Origin of the sequence: Streptomyces prunicolor (assembly GCF_045162825.1) — a bacterium.
GTDB classification, from domain to species: Bacteria; Actinomycetota; Actinomycetes; order Streptomycetales; family Streptomycetaceae; genus Streptomyces; species Streptomyces prunicolor.
The window spans coordinates 5820739-5843269 of the sequence record NZ_CP108676.1 but is presented as its reverse complement, the minus strand read 5'-3'; the positions used below and the strand labels follow the sequence as shown (position 1 = coordinate 5843269).

Below are 22531 nucleotides of genomic sequence, written 5' to 3'. Positions count from 1 at the left end.
ATGGCAACAGCATGTTCCGTTTGTTGTGTGGAGGTACTGCGAATCCTATCCAAACGCTCTTTACGCCCCCTCCACTCAACGGGAGTTCAGGAACGGGCAAAGATCAGCACAACCAACCCGGTTCCTCACTTGTCGTGATCGTCAACGGCCGTTCGCTGCCGTGCCGATCCGACAGAGGACCGAATGAACCCAGCCAGACACGCGACGGCCGCCGCCCTCGCCCTCGCCGTCGCGGGCGGCCTGCTCGCCGGCGCGACGACACCCGCCTCCGCGGCGGCGAGTTGCGCCTCCCCCGTCTACAAGCGCCAGCTCTTCGCGAACACCACGTTCAAGGGCGCCCCGAAGAAGACGGACTGCGACACCGCGATCGACCAGAACTGGAGCGGCGCCCCCGCCTCCGGCCTCCCGAAGGACAACTTCGGCGTCCGCTGGAGCGTGACGCGGGACTTCGGCTCGGGCGGGCCCTTCGCCCTCACCGTGTCCGGGCTCGACGGCATCCGCGTCTATCTGGACAACAGCCGCAAGATCAACCTGTGGTCCGACACGGCCGGTTCGCGTGCCAAGACCGTCAACGTGACGATCCCCAAGGGCAACCACACCCTGCGGATCGACTACGTCAACTGGACCGGCGCCGCGAAGGTCAAGTTCACGTATCCGCCCCGGACTTCGGCCACCGTCGACAAGGTCAAGCCGCTCGCCCCGACGGGCACGTCGGTGACGTACGCCTCCGCGACCGGCAGGGCGAAGCTCACCTGGTCGAAGAACAAGGAGCCGGACCTCGCCGGCTACCGGGTCTACCGGCGCCTGAAGGGCACCTCGTTCGGCACCAAGCCGCTCGCGACGACCACCTCCACGTCGTACACGGACACCCCGCCCGCGACCGGCGGCACGTACTACTACGAGGTCCGCGCCCACGACAAGGCGGGCAACCAGTCGGCGGGCGGCGCGGACAAGCCCGTCATCACCCCCGACCGGACCCCGCCCGCCGCGCCGTTCGTGGACCTGGACGGCTGCGCGGACCTCTCGCCCTACGCGGCCCCGCAACTCGTCACCACGGCGGAGAACAAGGCCGACATCGCCCTGTACGAGATGCAGCGCCTCGACACCGCGACGGGCAAGTGGATCACCGTCTACACCGGCACCAAGGGCGCGATCTGCGACACCACCTACCCCTCCGACGGCAGTGCCGTCACCTACCGGGGCCGGGCCCGGGACGCCGCCGGCAACTGGTCCGCGTACTCCGCCGCGACCAGGTTCACCACCACCGACCTGATCCCGCCGACGCCCGTCACCGGTGCCCGGGTCGAGTACCGGTCGGGCGTTCCGCACCTGGTGTGGTCCCCCGTCGACGGGGCGGCGAGCTACCAGGTCCTCCAACTCGACCCGGCGACCGGCGGCTGGCTCGACGCGGTGCCCGGCAAGGGCACCACCAAGGAGACCGACCTCGCACCGCGCCAGCTGGCCGCGGTCGCCGACACCTACCGGTACGCGGTGCGTTCGGTGGACGCCAAGGGCAACGCGGCCGCCCCCACGGAGATCACGCTGACGATGGCCGACCGGCCCGAGGCGATCCCGGCGTACGAGACGACCGCGACGCGGTTCGACGAGGGGGTGATGATCTCGTGGGCGAGCATCGACCCGTGGACCTTCGACGGCGGCCCCTTCCTCTCGTACCGGATCCTCCGCACCGACCCGGCGACCGGTGAGAGCACCACCGTGGACCTGTGCAAGCCGAACGAGCTGTTCAACGACGTCCTGGAGCCGCCGACGGTGTCCTGGACCTGGGCGACCGGTGAGAAGCTCCCCGCGTACGCGGGCGACAAGCTGCTCCGGGGCGGCTGCTGGGACATCTCGGGCGCGTCCGAGACGACGTACGAGTACCGGATCGTGACCGTCGACCCGTACGGTCACACCTCGCAGCCCGGCCCGGCCGCCACGGAGACCACGCCGGACACGCAGCGCCCGGCACCGGTCGAGAACCTGACCGCGCAACAGGTCCCGCTCGGTGTCCGCCTGAACTGGACCCCGCCCGCCGACGACGACGTCACCGGCTACGCGGTCTGGCAGAGCGCGACCGACCCGGAGACCGGCGAGACGGTCTGGCAGCGGAACTGCTGGAACGGGGGCTCATCGGCCGCGACCGAGGTCCTCTGCCCGACCGTCCCGGACGGCGCCACCCACGTCTACAAGGTCGCCGCCCTGGACGGCTCCCCGCTCTACGACGAGAACGCCAGTCCGGACGCCTACCACCCCGCCGATGTGTCCGTCACCCTGCCGGACACCCGCCCGCCGGGCTGGACCGGCACCAAGGTCGTCGAGGACCGCTACCCGGAGCTCTACGTCCGCTGCGGTGTCACCATCTACGACCTGCCGTGCGGTGACTTCACGGACTACCGCTGGGAGAAGTGGGACGCGACGGCCGGAGCCTGGACCACGTTCGCCACCGGCAAGGTCGGCAACCCGCAGTTCCACCTCGACACCACGGTGCACGAGGACCGACTCGCGCTGTACTACTACCGGGCGATCTACACCGACCCGGCGGGCCTGGAAGAGATCCGGGAGCAGGAGGCGTACGGCATCTGGGGCGACTGACCCGGACCGCACGTGACACGCAAGAAGGGGCCCGGAGGATCCTCCGGGCCCCTTCTTGCGTGCAAGCGTGGACGTCAGTCCGAGGACTGCTGCCGCTTCGGCCGCCACACCACCAGCGCGCTGGTCTGCTGGACCTCCTGGTACGGGACCAGGTCGCGCCGGTACGACGCGTGCACCGCGGCCTCGCGCTGCTGCATCGTCGCCGCCGCGCCCTCGACCGCCGACTGGAGTTCGGCGACGCGCTGCTGGAGCGCGACCACCTGGTTCTCCAGCTCGATGATGCGCTTGATGCCGGCCAGGTTGATGCCCTCGGTCTGCGACAACTGCTGGACGGTGCGCAGCAGTTCGATGTCGCGGGCCGAGTAGCGCCGACCGCGCCCGGCCGTGCGGTCCGGGGAGACCAGGCCGAGGCGGTCGTACTGGCGCAGCGTCTGCGGGTGCAGGCCGGAGAGCTGGGCCGCCACCGAGATGACGTAGACCGGGGTCTCCTCGGTCAGCTCGTACGGGTTGCGTCGACGGCCGTCCATCACTCTCATGCTCCCTTCGCGGCCTGGAACAGCTCCGCCCGCGGGTCCTCGCCCGCGGTCGCCTCTCGATACGCCTCCAGTGCGTCACGAGCATTCCCCGTGACGTCCTTCGGGACACTCACCTCGACGGTGACGAGGAGATCGCCCCGGGTGCCGTCCTTGCGGAAGGCGCCCTTGCCGCGGGCCCGCATCGTCCGGCCGTTCGGCGTGCCCGGGGGCAGCTTCAGCGTCACCGGGGGTCCGCCCAGGGTGGGCACCCTGACCTCGCCGCCGAGCGCCGCCTCGGTGAAGGTCACCGGGACCGTCACCGTGAGGTTGTCCTCCTTGCGGCCGAACACGGGGTGCGCGTCGACGTGCACCATGACGTACAAGTCGCCTGCGGGACCGCCCCGTTCACCCGGTGCGCCCTTGCCGCGCAGCCGGATGCGCTGGCCGTCCGTGACCCCCGCGGGGATCCGGACCTGCATGGTCCGCGAGGACTTGGCGCGTCCGCTGCCCTTGCACTCGATGCACGGGTGCTCGGCGATCAGGCCCCGGCCCTTGCAGTCCGGGCACGGGTCCGTGAGCGAGAAACCGCCGCCGGAGCCGCGCGCCACCTGGCCGGTGCCGACGCAGGTCGGGCACACGCGCGGTGTGCCGTTCTTGTCGCCGGTGCCCGAACAGGCCTTGCAGGGCTGCTGCGAGGACATCCGCAGCGGGACCGTGGCCCCTTCGATGGCCTCCGTGAAGCTGAGCGTGACCTCGGACTCGATGTCCTGGCCGCGCCGGGGCTGGGTACGGGTCGTGCCCGTACCGCCGCGGTTGAACAGGCCGCCGAAGACGTCACCGATCCCGCCGCCGAAGCCGCCGGCTCCCCCGGCGCCACCGCCGCCCTGGGCGCCGCCTCCGAAGAGGTCGCCCAGGTCGAAGTTGAAGTTGCCGCCGCCCGCGCCGCCCGGCCCCGGGCGGTAGCCGCCGTTGCCGAAGAGGGAGCGGGCCTCGTCGTACTCCTTGCGCTTCTTGGGGTCACCGAGGATGTCGTTGGCCTCGGAGATCTCCTTGAAGCGCTCCTCGGCCTTGGCGTTGCCCTTGTTGGCGTCCGGGTGGAACTCGCGGGCGAGCTTCCGGTACGCCTTCTTGATCTCGGCCTCGGTGGCGTCCTTGGGGACGCCGAGGACCTTGTAGTAGTCCTTCTCGATGAAGTCCTTGGTGCTCATCCTCGACGTCCCTCCTTCGGTCCGCTCGATACGTCGGCTGCGTCAGCTACGACGGTTACGTCAGCTACATCAGCCCTCTTCAGGGCCGTTGTCCTTCTCGTCGCCGGCCTCGGACTCGTCCTCCGCCTTGCCGGTCCCCGTGGCACCGGGCTGCGGCTCGGCGACGGCCACCCGCGCGGGGCGGATCGTGCGCTCGCCGATGCGATACCCGGGCTGCAGGATCGCCACGCAGGTCGTCTCGGTGACGTCCGGCGCGTACGAGTGCATGAGGGCCTCGTGGATCGTCGGGTCGAAGGGCTCGCCCTCCTTGCCGAACTGCTGCAGTCCCATCTTCGCCGCGGCGGTCTCCAGCGACTCCGCCACCGACTTGAAACCGCCGACGAGTTCACCGTGTTCCCGCGCGCGGCCGATGTCGTCGAGCGTGGGCATCAGCTCGGTCAGGAGGTTCGCCACGGCGATCTCCTTGACCGCGATCCGGTCGCGCTCGACCCGGCGGCGGTAGTTCTGGAACTCGGCCTGGAGCCGCTGAAGGTCCGCGGTGCGCTCTTCGAGCGCCTTGCGCACCTGGTCCAGCTGAGCGGTCAGACCGGCGATCTGTGCACTTGCGTCCCCTGCCGGGGCCGCCCCCTCCCCACTGCTGGAGGGGGCGGCGGCCTGCGGCTCGGCGTCGTCGGGGGTGGCGCCGGAAGGGACGTCGGGCTTCTCGTCGAAGCCCGGAGTCTCCTCCGTCACGCGGCACCGTCCTTGCGCTCGTCGTCCACGATCTCGGCGTCCACCACGTCGTCGTCCGCCTTGGGCGCCTCGGCACCCGGGGCGTCACCGCCCGCGGCCTGGGTGGCCTGGGCGTCGGCGTACATGGCCTGGCCGACCTTCTGGGAGACGGCGGAGACCTTCTCGGTGGCGGTGCGGATCTCGGCGGTGTCCTCGCCCTTGAGCGCGGCCTTCAGCTCCTCGACGGCGGCCTCGACCTCGGTCTTGACCTCGCCGGGGACCTTGTCCTCGTTGTCCTTGAGGAACTTCTCCGTCTGGTAGACGAGCTGCTCGCCCTGGTTGCGGGACTCGGCGGCCTCGCGGCGACGGTGGTCCTCGTCCGCGTACTGCTCGGCCTCCTGGCGCATGCGGTCGACCTCGTCCTTCGGCAGCGAGGAGCCGCCGGTGACGGTCATCTTCTGCTCCTTGCCGGTGCCGAGGTCCTTGGCCGTGACATGCATGATGCCGTTGGCGTCGATGTCGAAGGAGACCTCGATCTGCGGGACACCGCGCGGGGCCGGCGGCAGACCGGTCAGCTCGAACATCCCGAGCTTCTTGTTGTACGCCGCGATCTCGCGCTCGCCCTGGTAGACCTGGATCTGCACGGAGGGCTGGTTGTCCTCGGCGGTGGTGAAGATCTCGGACCGCTTGGTCGGGATCGTGGTGTTGCGCTCGATGAGCTTGGTCATGATCCCTCCCTTGGTCTCGATACCGAGGGACAGCGGGGTGACGTCGAGGAGCAGGACGTCCTTGACCTCGCCCTTGAGGACACCGGCCTGGAGGGACGCGCCGATGGCGACGACCTCGTCCGGGTTGACGCCCTTGTTGGCGTCCTGGCCGGCGGTCAGCTCCTTGACGATCTCGGCGACGGCGGGCATACGGGTGGAGCCACCGACGAGGACGACGTGGTCGATCTCGTTGATGGAGATGCCGGCGTCCTTGATGACGTTGTGGAACGGCGTCTTGCAGCGCTCCAGCAGGTCGGCCGTCAGCTGCTGGAACTGGGCGCGGGTGAGCTTCTCGTCCAGGTGCAGCGGGCCCTCGGCGGACGCCGTGATGTAGGGCAGGTTGATCGAGGTCTCGGTGGAGCTGGACAGCTCGATCTTGGCCTTCTCGGCAGCCTCACGGAGACGCTGGAGGGCCATCTTGTCCTTGCCCAGGTCCACGCCGTGACCGGACGCGAACTGCTTCACCAGGTAGTCGACGACCCGCTGGTCCCAGTCGTCACCACCGAGGTGGTTGTCGCCGTTCGTGGCCTTCACCTCGACGACGCCGTCGCCGATCTCCAGGAGGGACACGTCGAAGGTGCCGCCACCGAGGTCGAAGACGAGGATCGTCTGGTCGTCCTTGTCGAGGCCGTACGCCAGCGCCGCGGCGGTCGGCTCGTTCACGATGCGCAGGACGTTCAGGCCCGCGATCTCGCCGGCCTCCTTCGTCGCCTGACGCTCGGAGTCGTTGAAGTACGCCGGGACGGTGATGACCGCGTCGGCCACCTTCTCGCCCAGGTAGGCCTCGGCGTCGCGCTTCAGCTTCTGCAGGATGAAGGCGCTCATCTGCTGCGGGTTGAAGCTCTTGCCGTCCAGCTCGATCTTCCAGTCCGTGCCCATGTGGCGCTTCACGGAACGGATGGTCCGGTCAACGTTCGTGACCGCCTGGCGCTTGGCCACCTCTCCGACGAGCACCTCGCCGTTCTTGGCGAAGGCGACGACGGACGGCGTGGTCCTGGCGCCCTCTGCGTTGGTGATGACGGTGGGCTCGCCGCCTTCAAGAACGCTGACGACGGAGTTAGTCGTGCCCAGGTCGATGCCGACCGCACGTGCCATGGTTGATTCCTCCAGCAATGACTTGAGTGGAACGGACTCAAGTGTGCACGACACTCACCGCTGGGTCAACAGAGCTGAGTCGAGCAGGCTCAACTCTTATCCGTTCCTTACACGCAACTGCGCCCTGACCTGCGTAGATGCGGCACGCCGCGCCCCGTAGACAGTGACTTTAAGCAGTCCGAATACGACGACCAGGACCCCGCCCGCCACCCACGCGACGCCGGATTCGCTCGCCCACCCGTTGTGCACGAGCACCCCGACGAGCACCGAGGAGAACCCTCCGATCCCCGCCAGCACCACCGCCCCCTGCGGAGTGAGCCCCAACCGCCGCAGCCGGTGGGCGAGATGGTCGGGCCCACCCCGCAGCAACGCCCGCCCGGCGAGCCGTCGCGACAGCAACACCAGGACGGCATCCGCACTCGCGACGGCGGTGAGCGCGAACAACACCCCCGCACTGGACCCGAACCCGCGCCCGGCCTGCGTGATGACGGCGGCCGAGGCGAGCACGAACCCCGTGAACAGCGACCCGCACGCGCCGAGCGCGATCCGCGCGGGATGCCAGTTGTGCATCAGGAACCCGGTGAGCGCGGCGGCCAGCACACTGAGCAGCACCGCGAGCCCGTCCATCACTTCCATCGCGGCACAGGCCCCGACCCCGAAGGCGGTGACCACCCCCAGGGTCCCGGCGAGCCCGTCGGCGTGATCGAGCCCCTTGAAGGCACCGGCGACGAACACGATCCAGGCCACCGCCAGCAGCCCCCCGGGCACCCCGATCTCGCCGTACGGCACGACACAGGCCGCCGCCACGGCCGTACCGAGAACGAGGAACCGCGTCTTCAGCCGCCACACGTCGGCGACGAGCCCGAGCGCGGCGACGGCGGACCCGGTGCCGAGCAACCCGCCGACCCCGTCGCCGAGCGGCGCGACGCCGGTCCAGTGGCACGCCCAGGTCACCGAGACGACGGCGAGCACGACGGCGAGTCCCCCGAGCAGCGGTACCGGACGCGTCCGCCGTCTGCGGTCGACGATCCCCGCCCGCAGTGCGGGCACCCGGAGCAGTGCGGCGAGGACGGCGGCGAGGAGCAGGGCGGTCGTGGCGGCGAGAATCCCGTAGAGCACGGATCTAAATTAGACGCAAATGTACCAATTCAGTACGAATAACACGATCAGACCGTAACAAGCTTGAGAACGAGCCCGGAGCTGGCCTTTTTAGGCAACCCTCAGCGACACAGATCACCGCACGGCTGGCTACAGTGCGACGCAAGATAGGGGTAGTCTCGGTCGAACCGATTAAGTTACCGCTTAGTAATGTGCTGAGTGGTGATGCCATGACCCCTCGCAGGCCCGAGGAGCCCTGAAATGCAACTCGCCGCGATCATCGTGTCGCTGGTACTGATCGTGGTCGGTGTGGCGCTGTTCGCCCGCGCCGTCCTGCAGATCTACACCTTCATGCGACTCGGCCAGAACGTGCCAGCGGGCACCCGCACCGACGAGCCCGTGCAGCGCACCGTCACCGTGGCCAAGGAGTTCCTCGGCCACACCCGGATGAACCGCTGGGGTGTCGTCGGCGTCGCACACTGGTTCGTGGCGGTGGGCTTCTTCTCGCTGCTGCTGACGATCGTCAACGCCATCGGCCAGCTCTTCCAGGCCGACTGGCTGCTGCCGATCATCGGCGAATGGCCGCCGTACAACGTCTTCGTCGAGTTCATCGGCACGATGACGGTCATCGGCATCCTCGTGCTGATCGCGATCCGCCAGCTGAACAAGCCGAACAAGCCGGGCCGCAAGTCCCGCTTCGCCGGCTCGAACTTCCGCCAGGCGTACTTCGTCGAGGCCGTCATCCTCATCGTCGGCGTCTGCATCTTCATGCTGCACGCGCTGGAGGGCGCCCAGCACCACGTCGACGCGTACGAGGCGTCGTTCTTCATCTCGTACCCGGTGGTGTCGGCGCTGGAGCACCTGGACGTCTCCACGCTCCAGAACCTCACGTACCTCTTCGCCGGCGTGAAGATCGCGACCTCCTTCATCTGGATGATCACGGTCGCCCTGAAGACGGACATGGGCGTCGCCTGGCACCGCTTCCTGGCCTTCCCGAACATCTGGTTCAAGCGGAACGCGACCGGTGAGACCTCCCTCGGCGCCCTGCTCCCGATGACGTCCGGCGGCAAGCCGATCGACTTCACCGACCCGGGCGACGACGACGTGTTCGGCGTATCGCAGGTCGAGCAGTTCTCCTGGAAGGGCCTGCTGGACTTCTCCACGTGCACCGAGTGCGGTCGCTGCCAGTCGCAGTGCCCCGCCTGGAACACGGGCAAGCCGCTCTCCCCCAAGCTCCTGATCATGTCCCTCCGCGACCACGCGCACGCCAAGGCCCCGTACCTGCTGGCGGGCGGCGGCAAGTCGATGGAGGGCGAGGAGAAGGCGACGGAGGAGCAGCTCGCAGGCGTCCCCGCCGCTGCCCTCGCGGAGGCCGAACGCCCGCTGATCGGCACCCTCGAAGAGAACGGCGTCATCGACCCGGACGTCCTGTGGTCCTGCACCACCTGCGGCGCCTGCGTCGAGCAGTGCCCGGTGGACATCGAGCACGTCGACCACATCGTCGACATGCGCCGCTACCAGGTGATGATCGAGAGCGCGTTCCCGTCCGAGGCCGGGACGATGCTCAAGAACCTGGAGAAGAAGGGCAACCCCTGGGGCCTGGCGAAGAAGCAGCGCCTGGAGTGGCTCAAGGAGGTCGAGTTCGAGGTCCCGGTCGTCGGCCAGGACATCGAGGACCTCACCGAGGTCGAGTACCTGTACTGGGTCGGCTGCGCGGGCGCGCTGGAAGACCGTGCGAAGAAGACCACGAAGGCCTTCGCGGAACTCCTCCACATCGCGGGCGTGAAGTTCGCGATCATGGGCGGCGACGAGAAGTGCACGGGCGACTCGGCGCGGAGGCTCGGCAACGAGCCGCTGTTCCAGGAACTCGGCATGGAGAACGTCATGGCGTTGAACATGGCGTTCGGCGAGGAACTGGACGACGACGGCAAGGTCGTGGCCGAGTCGGCAAAGCCGAAGTCGGCGAAGAAGATCGTCGCAACGTGCCCGCACTGCCTGAACACCATCGGCAACGAGTACCCGCAGCTCGGCGGCGACTACGAGGTCATCCACCACACCCAGCTGCTCCAACACCTCGTGGACGAGGGCAAGTTGGTCCCGGTAACCCCGGTCGAGGGCATCATCACCTACCACGACCCCTGCTACCTGGGCCGCCACAACAAGATCTACACGCCCCCGCGCGAGATCATCGCCAGCGTCCCGGGCCTGCGCAACGAGGAGATGCACCGCCACAAGGAACGCGGCTTCTGCTGCGGCGCCGGCGGTGCGCGGATGTGGATGGAAGAGCGCATCGGCAAGCGCATCAACAACGAGCGCGTCGACGAGGCCCTCTCCCTGAACCCGGACATCGTGTCCACGGCCTGCCCCTTCTGCCTGGTCATGCTCACGGACTCCGTCAACGGCAAGAAGAACGACGGCAAGGCCAAGGAATCGATCCAGGTGGTCGACGTGGCCCAGCTCCTCCTCGACTCGGTCAGGAAGCCCTCCGAGGACGAGCCCCCGGCGGGCACCGCGGAACCGGAGAACGCCCCGGAACCCCAGCCGGTGAAGTAACAGCCCGATCCGCTACGACGGCGCCCCGCACCCTCCTCGGAGAGTGCGGGGCGCTGTCGTCGTAGGGGAAGGGTGTAGCGGGCTACACCCTTGATCCGGGAGAACGGTCCCTCGTGACGGCGAGCGCGCGGCGGAATCGTAGAGGTCAGAGATCACGCCCCTCCGATCCCCTCCGAAGGAACTCCCGTGAAGTCGCTGCTCGCCACCCTGAAGTCGCTCGTCGCCAACCTGCTGCTCTGGTCGTTCTTCGTCGGCGGCCTCGTCGCGAGCACGGCCTCCGGGGCGGTGCTGGACGGCACGGCGAAGACCGCGGCCACCTACACCGGTATCGCCGTCTCGCTGCTGGCCGGTTCACGCATCGCGAAGAAGCCGAAGATCAAGGCGTTCCTGTCGAAGCCGTCGACCCTGTGGTTCCTGTTCCTCTTCAACGGCGGTGTGGCCGCGCTGTGTTACTTCTCGATGGACGGCGTCAAGGGCATCGCGACGGCTGCCGGCATGGGCCTGGTCTCCCTGGGCGCGGCGGGAGGCCTGCTCGCGAGCCGCCGTGGGGAAGCGAACGCGGCTTGATACGTGGACGTTGGGCCACTCGCTTCTCAGCCAGTGTCGGGCTTCCGCGGCCCGAGTAAAGGGCGCTCCCTGCGGTCGCGTCGGCTGCGCCGATTCCGCTGCGCTCCACCCTTGACTCGGTCCGCTCCAGCCCGTTTCAGAAGCGAGCGAGCGGCCCGGAGGAACGGGTGGCCAGGCACACATCCCCTTGCCTGTACTGCGTTGTCGGCCGGGGTGACGGATGCGCGCTCGCGCCTCGCCAGCACGCCGGGCCGGCTCAGCGGCCAGCCCCGGGTGGGGACTTGAGCCATAGACAAGGTCGGAGGCAGGGCAGGCGGGAGGCCGGGGCGGTGAGGGGGGCCAGGGCGGTGGGTGGGTCGGGGAAGTGTGACACTTCCGCTGAAACTGTCACACTTCTGCGAACCGGGTACCCCGGGTACCCGGGGAGGGCCAGGGAGGGCCGGGCGGTGGGGGCCGTCCTCCGGGCCGCCGCCCAGAACCGACCCGACCCCGCCTACAGCCCGCAGCCCGCAGCCCGGAGCCCATGGCCCATGGCCCATGGCCTATTACCCATGGCCCCATGCCTACGGCTCAAGTCCCCACTCACCACTCACCACTCACCACTCAGCACTCAGCACTCACCACTCACCGTTGGCCGCTGAGCCGGCCCGGCGTGCAGGCGAGACGCGAGCGCGCACCCTCCACACCGGCCCACAACGCAGCACAGGCAAGGGCACTCGCAGCCGGCCACCCATCCCTCGGGGCCGCCCGCTCGCTTCTCCAACGGGCTGGAGTGCACCGAGTCAAGGGTGAAGCGCAGCGGAATCGGCGCAGCCGACGCGACCGCAGGGAGCGCCCTTTACTCGGGGCACGGAAGCCCGACACTCACAAAGAAGCGGGCGGCCCAACGGCCACTCCCCAACGTACGCAAGTGACAGCTCAGGGCGACGAGTTGAGACAGCGGCGGCTGCCAGCGCCACACCCGACCCGACAACCCCGCCCGCCTCCGAAGTCACGTACAACCATTGCGCACCATCACAGGTCTCCTGATCGCCAACCACCCGTGAAGTCAGGGACAACTCCCAGCAAACACGGACGGTCCGCACCCCATCGACGCGGATGCCAGCCACGCATCCCCCGCATGCCGCAGGAGAACCCCGCATGCACCAGAAGCATCACCCGCATCTGCGCCTCGCCCTCGCGACGGCCGCCGCTGCCGCGCTCACGGGCGGTCTGCTCACGCTCTCGGCGACGACGGCCACCGCCGCCGACTCGTTCAAGGTCGCCAAGGCCGACTTCAACGGCGACGGAATCGGCGACGTCGTGGCCTCGGCCCCCGGCGCCTCCGTCAGCGGCCACGCCAACGCCGGCCAGATCGTCGCGTTGTACGGCAGTGCCTCCGGCGTGACCTCGGCCAAGCGCTCGGTCATCAGCCAGAACTCCGGCACCGTGCCCGGCACGGCCGAGGCCGGCGACTACTTCGGCTTGGCGACGGCGTACGCCGACTTCAACGGTGACGGCTACGACGACCTCGCCGTGGGCTCGCCGTACGAGAAGGTCGGCACCGACACCGACGGCGGCGCCCTCGCGATCCTCTGGGGATCCAAGAGCGGCCTCACCGGCAAGAGCAGCGACGTACCGGACCCGGCCGTGTCCGGGCACGACAACTGGGGCCAGACCCTGGCCGCCGGCGACTTCGACGGCGACGGCAAGGCGGACCTGGCGGTGGGCAGTTCGGCCGCCACCCTCTACGTCTACAAGGGCGGCTTCAGCAGCTCCACCGGCAAGCCCGGCGGCCGTTACACGATCAAGCCCCCGATCCAGGCCGGCTCGACCGGCTTCCCGTACGGCCCGCGGCACCTCACGGCCGGTGACGTGAACGGCGACGGCCGCACCGACCTGGTGGTCGACGGCTACGAGACGCAGACGTCCAGCGGCTGGAACACCAACTACTACGTGCCCGGCGCCGCGAGCGGTCTGAGCATCGCGGGCGTGCAGACCCTCAAGCCCGGCATCGTCACCGGCATCGGCGACATCAACGGCGACGGCTACGGCGACATCGTCAGCGGCGCGGGCTGGGACGCCACGACGAGCGACGGTACGACCGTCCCGGACTCGGCGAACGGCGGCAAGGTGAACATCACCTACGGCTCCGCGTCCGGCCCCGCCTCGACCACCGGCATCACCCAGAACTCCGGGAACATACCCGGCAGTTCGGAGAAGGGCGACGCCTTCGGCTGGGACCTGGACCTGGGCGACGTCAACGGCGACGGCTACCAGGACGTCGTCGCCTCCGCCCCGAACGAGGACCTCGGCGCCAACACCAACGCCGGCATGGTCACGGTCGTCTACGGCTCGGCGAGCGGCGTCAACACCACCACCGGCGTCCAGTCCTTCGCCCAGAGCACGGCCGGTGTCCCCGGCGACGACGAGAAGAGCGACCTGTTCGGCGCCGACGTCAAGCTCGACGACGTCAACGGCGACGGCAAGGCGGACCTGCTCGTCGGCTCGTACGAGAACGGCGGCGACGGCGCGGTGACCTACCTCCCGTCCAACGGCACGAAGATCACCACGACCGGCTCCCGCTGGATCTCCGCGAGCGCCGCGGGCGTATCGACGTCCGGCACCCCGCAGTTCGGCTGCTTGTTCGCCGACTAGTCCCCAACTCGCCTTCAGCGCCGGGCCCGTGACCTTCCGTCAGGGGCCCGGCGCTCTCCCGTCCCCTCCATTCCCCCCTCCCCTCCTGGAGCCAACTCCCTTGCGCAGCCGCCCCACTTCCACCGCCCTGGCCGCCGCTCTCCTCCTCGCGGGCCTCACCCCGCTCGTGCTGACCGCCCCCGCGTCCGCGGCCACCGCCAAGTACTCCGACGACTTCAACGGCGACGGCTACCGCGACCTGGTGACCGCGGCGCCCACCGCGACCGTGGGCGGCAAGACGTCCGCCGGTGCCGTGGTCGTCAACTACGGCTCGAAGTCCGGCATCAGCGCCTCCCGCCGTACGGTCCTCACCCAGAACAGCAGCGGCATCCCCGGCTCCGCCGAACACGGCGACAACTTCGGCTCGGCCCTCGCCTCCGGGGACCTCAACAACGACGGATACGCCGACCTCGTGATCGGCGCCCCCGGCGAGGACCTCGGCACCGACACCGACGGCGGCACCGCGATCATCGTCTGGGGCGGAGCCTCCGGCCTGTCCGGCGGCCGTACGGCGGCCGATCCCGCCCCCACGGCCCACGACGCCTTCGGCCAGTCCCTCGCCGTCGGCGACTTCAACGGCGACCACAAGGCGGACCTCGCGGTCGGCAGCACGGGCACGGACGTCTGGGTCAGCAGGGGCGGCTTCACGAAGACGTCGGGCGCCGCGTCGAAGTACAAGGTCACCGCCCCGATCCGGACCGGCTCCGGCGGCGTCGTCTCCTTCGCCTCCGGCGACCTGAACGGCGACGGCACCGACGATCTCGTCGCCACCGTTGCCTACCTCGACGGCGCCACGGTGTTCCGGGGCGCCTCCTCGGGTCTCGCCTACGAGTCCGTACTGGACGAGGTCAGCGAGGTCGCGGCCGTCGGCGACATCAACGGCGACGGCTACGACGACGTGGTCACCGGCGAGTACTGGGGCGCCGTCGAAGGCAACCTCGGCGGTTCCATCGGCATCCACTTCGGCCGCACCTCGGGCGTCGACCCCGAGCCGGCCCAGACGATCGACCAGGACACGGCGGGCGTCCCGGGCGCCGACGAGACGAACGACGCCTTCGGCTGGTCGGTCTCGCTCGGCGACGTGAACGGCGACGGATACGCCGACGCGGCCATCGCGGCGGACTACGAGAAGATCGGCTCGGCCGACCTGACCGGCAACGTCACGCTGCTGCGCGGCTCGTCCACCGGCCTGACCGCGTCCGGCGCCCAGTCCTTCAGCCAGAACACGGCGGGCGTCCCGGGCGCGAACGAGGACAACGACCACTTCGGTTCGGCGGTCCACCTCGCCGACCTCACCGGCGACGGCCACGCGGACCTGTCGGTGGGCGCGATGGACGAGAACGGCGGGGACGGCGCCGTATGGACCCTGCGCGGTGCCACCACCGGCCTGACCACGAAGAACGCGGTCGCCTACGGCCCGTCGTCGCTGGGCGTCTCGACGTCGGGCGCTCCGCGGCTCGGCGTCGGAATGCTCCCGTAGCACTCCCTTAAGGCCCCTCCCGCCTTCCCCTTAGGGGATGTCACAGCTCGGCAGCAAAGCCCCGCCCGAAAGCCCCGGCCCGGCACGCGTCCGCGCGGAACCAGGTACGTTCGATGACGTGGCTGGATTCAGGATCGGACGCGGCGGCCGGGACGGCAGGGCCCCGCAAGCGCGCCCTCAACAACCTCCGTACGGGCAGCAGGCACCCCCGGTGCCGCAGGGACAGCCGTCGTACGGCTACCCCGCGGCCCCGCAGCCGTACCCGCAGCAGCAACCTCAGTACGGCAGCCCCGCGAACGGCGGCGGCGGTCGGCAGTGGTCCCAGGGGAACGCCGGAAACGGCGGCAACGGCGCCTACGGAGACGAGCCGGAGTACTTCGGCGACGGCGGCGGGTACGGCCAGGGCGGCCACCCGGGCACCCCGGACCCGTACGCGGCGAACAACCCGGGCAGCACCCAGGCCTTCGCCGTAGGGGAGGACCCGTACACCCAGGGCGGTACGTACCGCGCGGGCTCGGCCCAGGCCCCCACCGGCCCGGTCGGCCCCCGCCTGCACTGGAAGGACCTGCTGAGAGGCATCGTCCTCGCCCCCCAGCAGACCTTCCTCCAGATGCGGGACTACACGATGTGGGGCCCCGCCCTGATCGTGACGTTCCTCTACGGCCTGCTCGCGGTCTTCGGCTTCGACGGCGCCCGCGCGGACGCCATAAACGCCACCTTGGCGAACGCGGTGCCGATCGTCCTGATCACGGCCGTGGCCATGGTGCTGTCGTCCTTCGTCCTGGGCGTGGTCACCCACACCCTGGCCCGCCAGTTGGGCGGCGACGGAGCCTGGCAGCCCACAGTCGGCCTCTCCATGCTGATCATGTCCCTCACGGACGCCCCCCGCCTGATCTTCGCCATGTTCTTCGGCGGCGACGCGACCTTCGTCCAGGCCCTCGGCTGGGCCACCTGGGTAGCGGCGGGCACCCTCCTCACGATGATGGTCGCCCGCTCCCACGACCTCCCCTGGCCAAAGGCCCTGGGCGCCTCGGCGATCCAACTGATCGCCCTGCTGTCGATCGTGAAACTGGGCACGTTCTAGAGGTTTCTCCGCTACGACGAGGACGGGCTCCCATGTCACATGGGGAGCCCGTCCTCGTCGCGTAGTACGTGGGACCACAAGCCGTGGACAGTGGATATGGGACAGGGGAAATCGATTGTTCATGTGGCATGTCCATGCGGCAGGGTGTGGGCATGATGCGACCCGCGCGTGCGCTGCTCCCCCTTCTCCTGCTGCCGGTTCTCCTCACGGGATGCGACGCGGACGGCGGGACGGTCGCCGACAGCGCCGACCTCGACGCCGCCGCGCGCACCTGGGGCGTGGACCCGGAACTCGTCTATGTCACCGAGGTCTCCGGCTACACCGTGTTCCAGGCGTCGGTCGGCGAGTACGAGGACGAGTTCGTCACCGCGTACCTGGCCAAGGAGCGTTCCACCAAATTCGGCCTCTTCGCGGGTCACGACAGTCTGACAGCGGAGAACTGCACCAAGCAGCCACTGGGCGAGGTGACGGACAAGCCGGTCACCTGCGAGCACGACGGCGACGCCTGGTACCGCACAGCAGGTGAAAGCCACGAGTACGCGGTGCCCATCGACGCCGTGGTGGTTCATCTGATCGCGGACGCGGACAAGGTCGACCGCGCCGTTCTGCGCGAGGCGGCGGAGGCGGTCCACCGCCCGGACGACGCCGAGTTGGCGGCGCTCCTGCCGGCCCCCGACGGCGCGGACACCTGAGCGAAGGGGCCGGGGTTCCGCGGGATGCCGTTCCATGAGCGCCCACGTATCGGGACAGCAAGAGAGTCCCTCGCCGATCCGGCGGGGGACTCTCTCAGGGACCTGAAGAAGGTACAGGTCAGAGCGCTTCTTTTGACGGAGTGATCGGCTCCCCCGACTTACGTACTACGGGCAGGACACTCCACGGGAAGTTGATCCAGTCGTCGGTGCGCTTCCACACGTACTCGCACTTCACCAGTGACTGCGACTTCTCGTACACGACCGCGCTGCGGACCTCGGCGACGGTGTCGAGGCAGAAGTCGCGGACCAGTTTGAGGGTCTTGCCGGTGTCGGCGACGTCGTCGGTGATCAGAACCTTCTTGGAGGAGAAGTCGATCGCGTTGGGGACGGGGGCGAGCATGACCGGCATGTCGAGGGTGGTGCCGACGCCCGTGTAGAACTCGACGTTCACCAGGCTGATGTTCTTGCAGTCGAGGGCGTAGGCGAGGCCACCGGCGACGAAGACCCCGCCGCGGGCGATGCTGAGGATGACGTCGGGTTCGTAGCCGTCGTCGGCGATGGTCTGCGCGAGCTCGCGCACGGCGACGCCGAACGCCTCGTAGGTCAGGTTCTCCCGTACGGCACCCACGCTCACACCTGCGTCCGGTGGAAGTTGAGGAAGGAACGGGAGGCGGTCGGTCCACGCTGACCCTGGTAGCGGGAGCCGTAGCGCTCGCTGCCGTAGGGGAACTCGGCCGGCGAGGTGAGCCGGAACAGGCACAGCTGGCCGATCTTCATGCCGGGCCAGAGCTTGATGGGGAGCGTGGCGAGGTTGGAGAGTTCCAGCGTCACGTGTCCGGAGAAGCCGGGGTCGATGAAGCCGGCGGTGGAGTGCGTGACGAGCCCGAGGCGGCCGAGGGAGGACTTCCCTTCGAGGCGCGAGGCGAGGTCGTCGGGGAGCGATACGACCTCGTAGGTCGAGGCGAGCACGAACTCGCCTGGGTGGAGGATGAACGGCTCGTCGCCCTCCGGCTCCACCAGCCGGGTCAGGTCCGCCTGTTCGATCGACGGGTCGATGTGGGGGTAGCGGTGGTTCTCGAACACCCGGAAGTAGCGGTCGAGGCGCACGTCGACACTTGACGGCTGCACCATGGATTCGTCGTAGGGATCGATCCGGACCCGCCCGGCGTCGATCTCGGCCCGGATGTCCTTGTCTGAGAGAAGCACGCCCCGAGGATACGCAAGACGCGCGGACCGACCACAATCGGACGGACCCGCGCGCCAGCGACGACTACTGCGATACCGCTATGCCGCTGCTTCTCCTGCCAGTTCTACGGCTGCTTCTACTGCTTCTCCAAGGTCACCAGCACCACACTGCGGAGCCGGGCACACCGCGGACACCGCACGAGTCGGCCGGGGCCGAGCCGCTCCGCCTGCTGCATCGGGAACGAAGCGGTACTGAACACGTGCCCATCGGCACATCGGACGACGGTGCGCTCCATCAAGTCCATGAGTCCCTTCCCCAAGAGCCGCGCCCGGCTGCTGCTCGCCGAACGCCAAATGCCACATTACGGGATGAAAGGAGCGACTCTCCAGGCGGCACTCCGGCCCCACCCAGACCCTCTTCCACCCCTCCACCGTACGCCCCAACTCCGGCCCGCCGCAGCCGCGTCCGCCCTACGAAACGCAGTCGGGCCCCCATGGCCTCAGCGCCGGAGACCTGACATGCGGTACAGTGACGTGGCGTTCCGACACCGGTTCAACCGGCGTTTTTCGCGGGTGTAGTTTAGTGGTAGAACATCAGCTTCCCAAGCTGAGAGTGCGAGTTCGATTCTCGTCACCCGCTCTTTTTGAAGCCCCAGGTCAGTGGCCTGGGGCTCCTTCGTGCGAGGCCCTCTGTGGCATTTTCTAGCACCCGAGGGTCCCTGAGATTGGGCACGCGGAGGGCACGAGTTGCTTTCCGAGGGCCACCCACTCACCACCCCGGTCGCCGAAACGCGTCACTGACCTGCTGTTTCATGGCACCCACCGCGGCAGTCCCCGATGAAAGCCCTCAGCCCGCCGCGCCCTCCGCCGGACCGGCTGGCGGTTTCCGTACCACGGAGGGCGCGCGAGCCTGGACCTTGCCGCGTAAGACATGTTGTCTTACATTGATTGCATGGCTGACACCATCACGATCCGCAGCGACTCGGAGACCGAGCACGCTCTCGATGTTCTCACTCATGACGGCAGTTCACGCTCGGCGGCCATCCGCCGAGCCGTACTCGAAGCCGCTCTACGCAAAGAGCGGGCTGCCGCGATGCGTCGCGCCGTCCTACGTATGCCACTCGGCGAACCGGACGGCATCGACATCGCCGCGGAGATCGCCCGCGGCCGCGAGGACGAGCGCTGATGATCTATCTCGACTCAGCCGCCGTCGTGAAACTCGTCCACGCCGAATCCGAGTCGCAGGCATTGCGCAACTGGCTCGACGAACGGGCGGAGACCGGATGGACGAGTTCGGTTCTGGCGGAGATCGAGTCATCGCGAGCCCTGGCACGCTACGCCCCGGAAGCCGTCGCCCGGCTCCACCCGGTCCTCGACCTGATCGAGTTGGTGGAGCTGGATGCCGGCATTCGCATCTTGGCCCAGACCGTGAAACCGACGACCGTACGGAGTCTGGACGCCATCCACCTGGCAACGGCTCTCCGCATCCGCTCCCAGCTCACCTCATTCGTCACGTACGACAAACGACTGGCCGATGCCGCCCAAGCAGCCGGGCTGACCGTCGACATGCCCGCCTAAGACGTCGTTGCAGTGCAGGCGTGGCCCGGACTCGACCGGTGTGCTGCTGCGGGGCAAACCCGACGCCATCACCGCCGTACTGGCCGCACTCGACGACACCCCCTTCATCGACCTCTCCGCATCCGGCGACGAGATACCCGCCATCTCCTGGACCGAGCCCGGCTCCCGCGACGCCCTGGTGTTCCGTCGGCTCCCCTCTCCCCGGGCAGTCACCTCGGTGACCGCCTCCACAGTGCCCCACGTCTTCTCGGAAGCGACCGACTGGCGCCACGACGTCCTGACCGCGGCGGAACCGGCGGCCCTACAAGAGGCCGTCACCGCAACCGAGTTGGACGAGGCCGACCACGCCATCCTGGCGGAACTGCGCGACGACGCACGCGCCTCGGCCTCGGGCCGCTCGCACCACCTACCCCGACTCCACCCTCCGACGCCGCATCACCCGCCCGACCACGGGCAGCCAGTTGCTCACCCACGTCGTCATCGACCCGAAACGGCTCGGGCTCACCATCAACGCAACATCATGATGCGCGTCGCCCCGGACCGCCTCGACGCCGTCGGACGCTCCCTGGCGGCCCACCCCTCCATGCACCGAGCCCTCGCCACCACCGAACCGTCCGACCTGCACATCGCCGTCTGGATCCCCGCACCGGAGAGTTTCTACCGATTCATCACCCACGACCAGGCCGGACTCAGCGTCACCAGCGCGGAGACCGTCATCGTCGGCCAGGCCGCCAAACGACCCGGCTCGCTCACCACCACTCGTCACGGGGCCGGGCTCTCGCTCTTCATGGCGGCCTTCGTCCTCCGGGCCACCGCACGCTGATCCAGCACTGCCTCCACCGCGATCGGGAGCCGCCGGAAGGTTCAGCCGTGGAGTGGCCGGGCAGTGCACGCCAGAAGGCACCTTCGGCAAGTGCCTGCTGACGCCATCGACCTGGTACGGGATACTGCGGAACGTTGCGAACTGACGATCAATCACTGAGCTGGGGGCAAACAGTGGCGGGCGGGAACGATCCTTACGCACGGGAACTCGCGAGGCAGGCCAGAGAGCGGGAGAAGGCCCGGAAGGCCGCCGAGGCCGAGGCCAAGCGGAAGGCTCGCGAAGAGAAGCTGGCGTACGAAGCAGCCCGCGCCCAAGAGGCTGTCGACCGTACGAGCGTGGCCGAGCACGATGCCGAGCAGCTTTCCCGGCTGCTGCGTACGTCCGTCTTGGACGGGCATCCGCTGACGTTCGAGCGGTTGAGGCAGCAGTTCACTCCCGCGCCGTTCGTACCGCCCAAGGGCCGTGCCAAAGCCGCACCCTTGCCCAGGTGGGAGGAGTACGAGCCGCAGCCGCCACGGGGGCTGCTGGGTGCTCTCGGATTCGGACGAAAAGGGTACGACGCGGAGGTCGAAGCCGCTCGCAAGCAGTTCGACAGGGCGCTGCGAGACCACGCGCGCGACGAGAAGAAGCGCGCGGAGAAGCTGCAGAAGGCCCGCGCACAGCACGAGAAGGAAAACCGGGAGGAAGCTGCCCGGGTCGAGGCGTGGAACGCCACTCTTGAGGGGCGCCATAACGCATACCAGGACAGGGATGTCGACGCTGTCGAATGGTTCGCCGACCAGGTCCTGGCAGCCTCCGTGTATCCGCACGGTTTCCCGAGGAGCCACCAGGTCTCGTTTCAGGCGGACACCGGTGACTTGCTGATCGAGATCGACCTACCACTGGAAGACGTGGTGCCTGCGGCCCGTGCGTACCGGTACGTGAAGACCCGTGACGAGATCACAGCCGTCCCGAAGCCGGACAAGGAGCGCAAGGAACTCTACGCGTCAATCCTGGCCCAGACGGCCCTGCGTACCGTCCACGAACTCTTCGCCGCCGACACCGAAGGCGTAGTCCAGTCCGTCGCCTTGAACGGGCATGTGGCCACGATCGACCGCGCCACGGGGCGCAACGTCCATCCGTGCCTGATCACGCTCCAGGCTGATCGGGCCGAGTTCGGTGAGCTGGTCCTGACCCAGGTGGACCCGCGGGCCTGCCTGAAGCGGCTGCGTTCACTGATCTCGCCCAACCCGTACGAGTTGGAGCCGGTAAGGCCGTTGGTCACGTTCGACCTGTCCAAGTTCCGCCTCATGGACAGCCTGGACGTCGTGGCCGGCCTGGACAGCCGCCCCGTACTGATGGACCTGACCCCCACAGAGTTCGAGCACCTCATCCGGCAACTGTTCGAGGCCATCGGCCTGGACAGCGTGAACACACAGCCGTCGAAGGACGAAGGTGTGGACGCGGTCGCGATGAACACGGACCCGGTCATGAAAGGGCTGTGCATCATCCAGGCCAAACGCACCAAGAACGTGGTGCCGTTCGAGACCGTCTCCGCTCTCGCCGGCGTCGTGGAACACAAGCGGGCGGCCAAGGGCATCCTGGTGACGACCTCATGGTTCGGCCGGGCGAGCGAGGCGTTCGCCAACGAGCACGGGAGGCTCGAACTCCTCGACGGCGCCAACCTGGTCCACCTGTTCAAGGAGCACATGGACCTCGACGTCATCCCGGGCCCGACGCCACCGAAGCGGCGCCCGCGGTAAGCGCCACGGGCGTCGGCCCCGCTGCCCCTGCCACTGAATTGCCGAGAGAACCGCACATCGCGGTGAGTACGGTCATCACCACCGCTTCCGATCACGCACGGTGCCAGACTGAGCCTGGGGAAAGGGGTGCGCCATGGGGTTCGGGTTCCGAGTCGGGGTTCCTGG

General features: G+C 68.7%; 18 protein-coding genes and 1 tRNA gene. 12 read left to right on the top strand and 7 right to left on the bottom strand.

All coding sequences use genetic code 11. The features are described 5' to 3' along the window. The first annotated feature begins 183 nt into the window (after nt 1-183). Entirely contained in the window at nt 184-2592 is a 2409-nt protein-coding gene (locus OG588_RS26945) for a PA14 domain-containing protein (RefSeq protein ID WP_405949543.1), read from the top strand. Between the two features lie 74 nt (nt 2593-2666). Here the strand turns inward: OG588_RS26945 and OG588_RS26940 are convergent, their stop codons facing one another. The 5 genes from OG588_RS26940 to OG588_RS26920 form a co-directional block, all read right to left on the bottom strand. Next, a complete protein-coding gene (locus OG588_RS26940; protein WP_033284884.1) occupies nt 2667-3119 on the bottom strand; it encodes a heat shock protein transcriptional repressor HspR in 453 nt (150 codons plus the stop codon). 5 nt (nt 3120-3124) lie between these two features. Continuing rightward, nucleotides 3125-4315 (bottom strand): molecular chaperone DnaJ, encoded by a 1191-nt coding sequence (gene dnaJ / locus OG588_RS26935; protein ID WP_266859882.1) that lies wholly within the window; start codon nt 4313-4315, stop codon nt 3125-3127. A gap of 69 nt (nt 4316-4384) precedes the next feature. Further along, nucleotides 4385-5047: a nucleotide exchange factor GrpE gene (gene grpE / locus OG588_RS26930; protein WP_405949542.1), complete on the bottom strand. Its 663-nt coding sequence runs from the start codon at nt 5045-5047 to the stop codon at nt 4385-4387. Then, nucleotides 5044-6888, bottom strand: coding sequence for a molecular chaperone DnaK (gene dnaK, locus OG588_RS26925; protein ID WP_393032810.1), 1845 nt, complete (start codon nt 6886-6888; stop codon nt 5044-5046). Before dnaK ends, grpE begins: the two co-directional genes overlap by 4 nt. A 96-nt stretch (nt 6889-6984) precedes the next feature. Next, nucleotides 6985-8007 (bottom strand): MraY family glycosyltransferase, encoded by a 1023-nt coding sequence (locus OG588_RS26920; RefSeq protein WP_405949541.1) that lies wholly within the window; start codon nt 8005-8007, stop codon nt 6985-6987. A 240-nt stretch (nt 8008-8247) separates the two neighbouring features. Here OG588_RS26920 and OG588_RS26915 point away from each other — a divergent pair, with 240 nt between their 5' ends. The 6 genes from OG588_RS26915 (at nt 8248) to OG588_RS26890 (ending at nt 17038) form a co-directional block, all read left to right on the top strand. Beyond that, nucleotides 8248-10539 (top strand): (Fe-S)-binding protein, encoded by a 2292-nt coding sequence (locus tag OG588_RS26915; protein WP_405949540.1) that lies wholly within the window; start codon nt 8248-8250, stop codon nt 10537-10539. Between the two features lie 186 nt (nt 10540-10725). Next, nucleotides 10726-11106 carry a hypothetical protein gene (locus OG588_RS26910; protein ID WP_405949539.1) on the top strand — a complete coding sequence of 127 codons (381 nt, stop codon included), beginning with the start codon at nt 10726-10728 and terminating at the stop codon, nt 11104-11106. 1140 nt (nt 11107-12246) lie between these two features. After that, complete coding sequence (locus tag OG588_RS26905) at nt 12247-13743, top strand: FG-GAP and VCBS repeat-containing protein (protein WP_266859866.1); 1497 nt, start codon at nt 12247-12249, stop codon at nt 13741-13743. A gap of 100 nt (nt 13744-13843) precedes the next feature. Further along, on the top strand, nt 13844-15262 hold the full coding sequence (locus tag OG588_RS26900) for an FG-GAP-like repeat-containing protein (protein ID WP_405949538.1): 1419 nt from the start codon (nt 13844-13846) through the stop codon (nt 15260-15262). Between the two features lie 37 nt (nt 15263-15299). Beyond that, the gene (locus OG588_RS26895) at nt 15300-16346 is read left to right on the top strand and encodes a Yip1 family protein (RefSeq protein ID WP_405949537.1); all 1047 of its coding nucleotides are present in this window, start codon (nt 15300-15302) and stop codon (nt 16344-16346) included. Nucleotides 16347-16498: 152 nt separating this feature from the next. Continuing rightward, complete coding sequence (locus OG588_RS26890) at nt 16499-17038, top strand: hypothetical protein (RefSeq protein WP_405949536.1); 540 nt, start codon at nt 16499-16501, stop codon at nt 17036-17038. Nucleotides 17039-17156: 118 nt separating this feature from the next. Here the strand turns inward: OG588_RS26890 and OG588_RS26885 are convergent, their stop codons facing one another. Together OG588_RS26885 and dcd are read right to left on the bottom strand one after the other, a co-directional pair. Continuing rightward, on the bottom strand, nt 17157-17672 hold the full coding sequence (locus OG588_RS26885; RefSeq protein WP_405949535.1) for a phosphoribosyltransferase: 516 nt from the start codon (nt 17670-17672) through the stop codon (nt 17157-17159). Next, nucleotides 17669-18244: a dCTP deaminase gene (gene dcd / locus OG588_RS26880; protein WP_019055444.1), complete on the bottom strand. Its 576-nt coding sequence runs from the start codon at nt 18242-18244 to the stop codon at nt 17669-17671. The genes OG588_RS26885 and dcd overlap by 4 nt, the downstream gene beginning before the upstream one ends. A 548-nt stretch (nt 18245-18792) precedes the next feature. Here dcd and OG588_RS26875 point away from each other — a divergent pair. From OG588_RS26875 to OG588_RS26855, 5 genes are all read left to right on the top strand, one after another. Continuing rightward, nucleotides 18793-18863, top strand: a tRNA-Gly gene (locus OG588_RS26875). Between the two features lie 312 nt (nt 18864-19175). Then, nucleotides 19176-19409 carry a hypothetical protein gene (locus OG588_RS26870; protein ID WP_405949534.1) on the top strand — a complete coding sequence of 78 codons (234 nt, stop codon included), beginning with the start codon at nt 19176-19178 and terminating at the stop codon, nt 19407-19409. Continuing rightward, on the top strand, nt 19409-19801 hold the full coding sequence (locus OG588_RS26865) for a type II toxin-antitoxin system VapC family toxin (RefSeq protein WP_200679579.1): 393 nt from the start codon (nt 19409-19411) through the stop codon (nt 19799-19801). The genes OG588_RS26870 and OG588_RS26865 overlap by 1 nt, the downstream gene beginning before the upstream one ends. Nucleotides 19802-19808: 7 nt before the next feature. Further along, a complete protein-coding gene (locus OG588_RS26860; protein ID WP_405949533.1) occupies nt 19809-20624 on the top strand; it encodes an Lrp/AsnC family transcriptional regulator in 816 nt (271 codons plus the stop codon). Between the two features lie 173 nt (nt 20625-20797). After that, on the top strand, nt 20798-22366 hold the full coding sequence (locus OG588_RS26855; protein ID WP_405949532.1) for a restriction endonuclease: 1569 nt from the start codon (nt 20798-20800) through the stop codon (nt 22364-22366). Nucleotides 22367-22531: the final 165 nt, after the last annotated feature.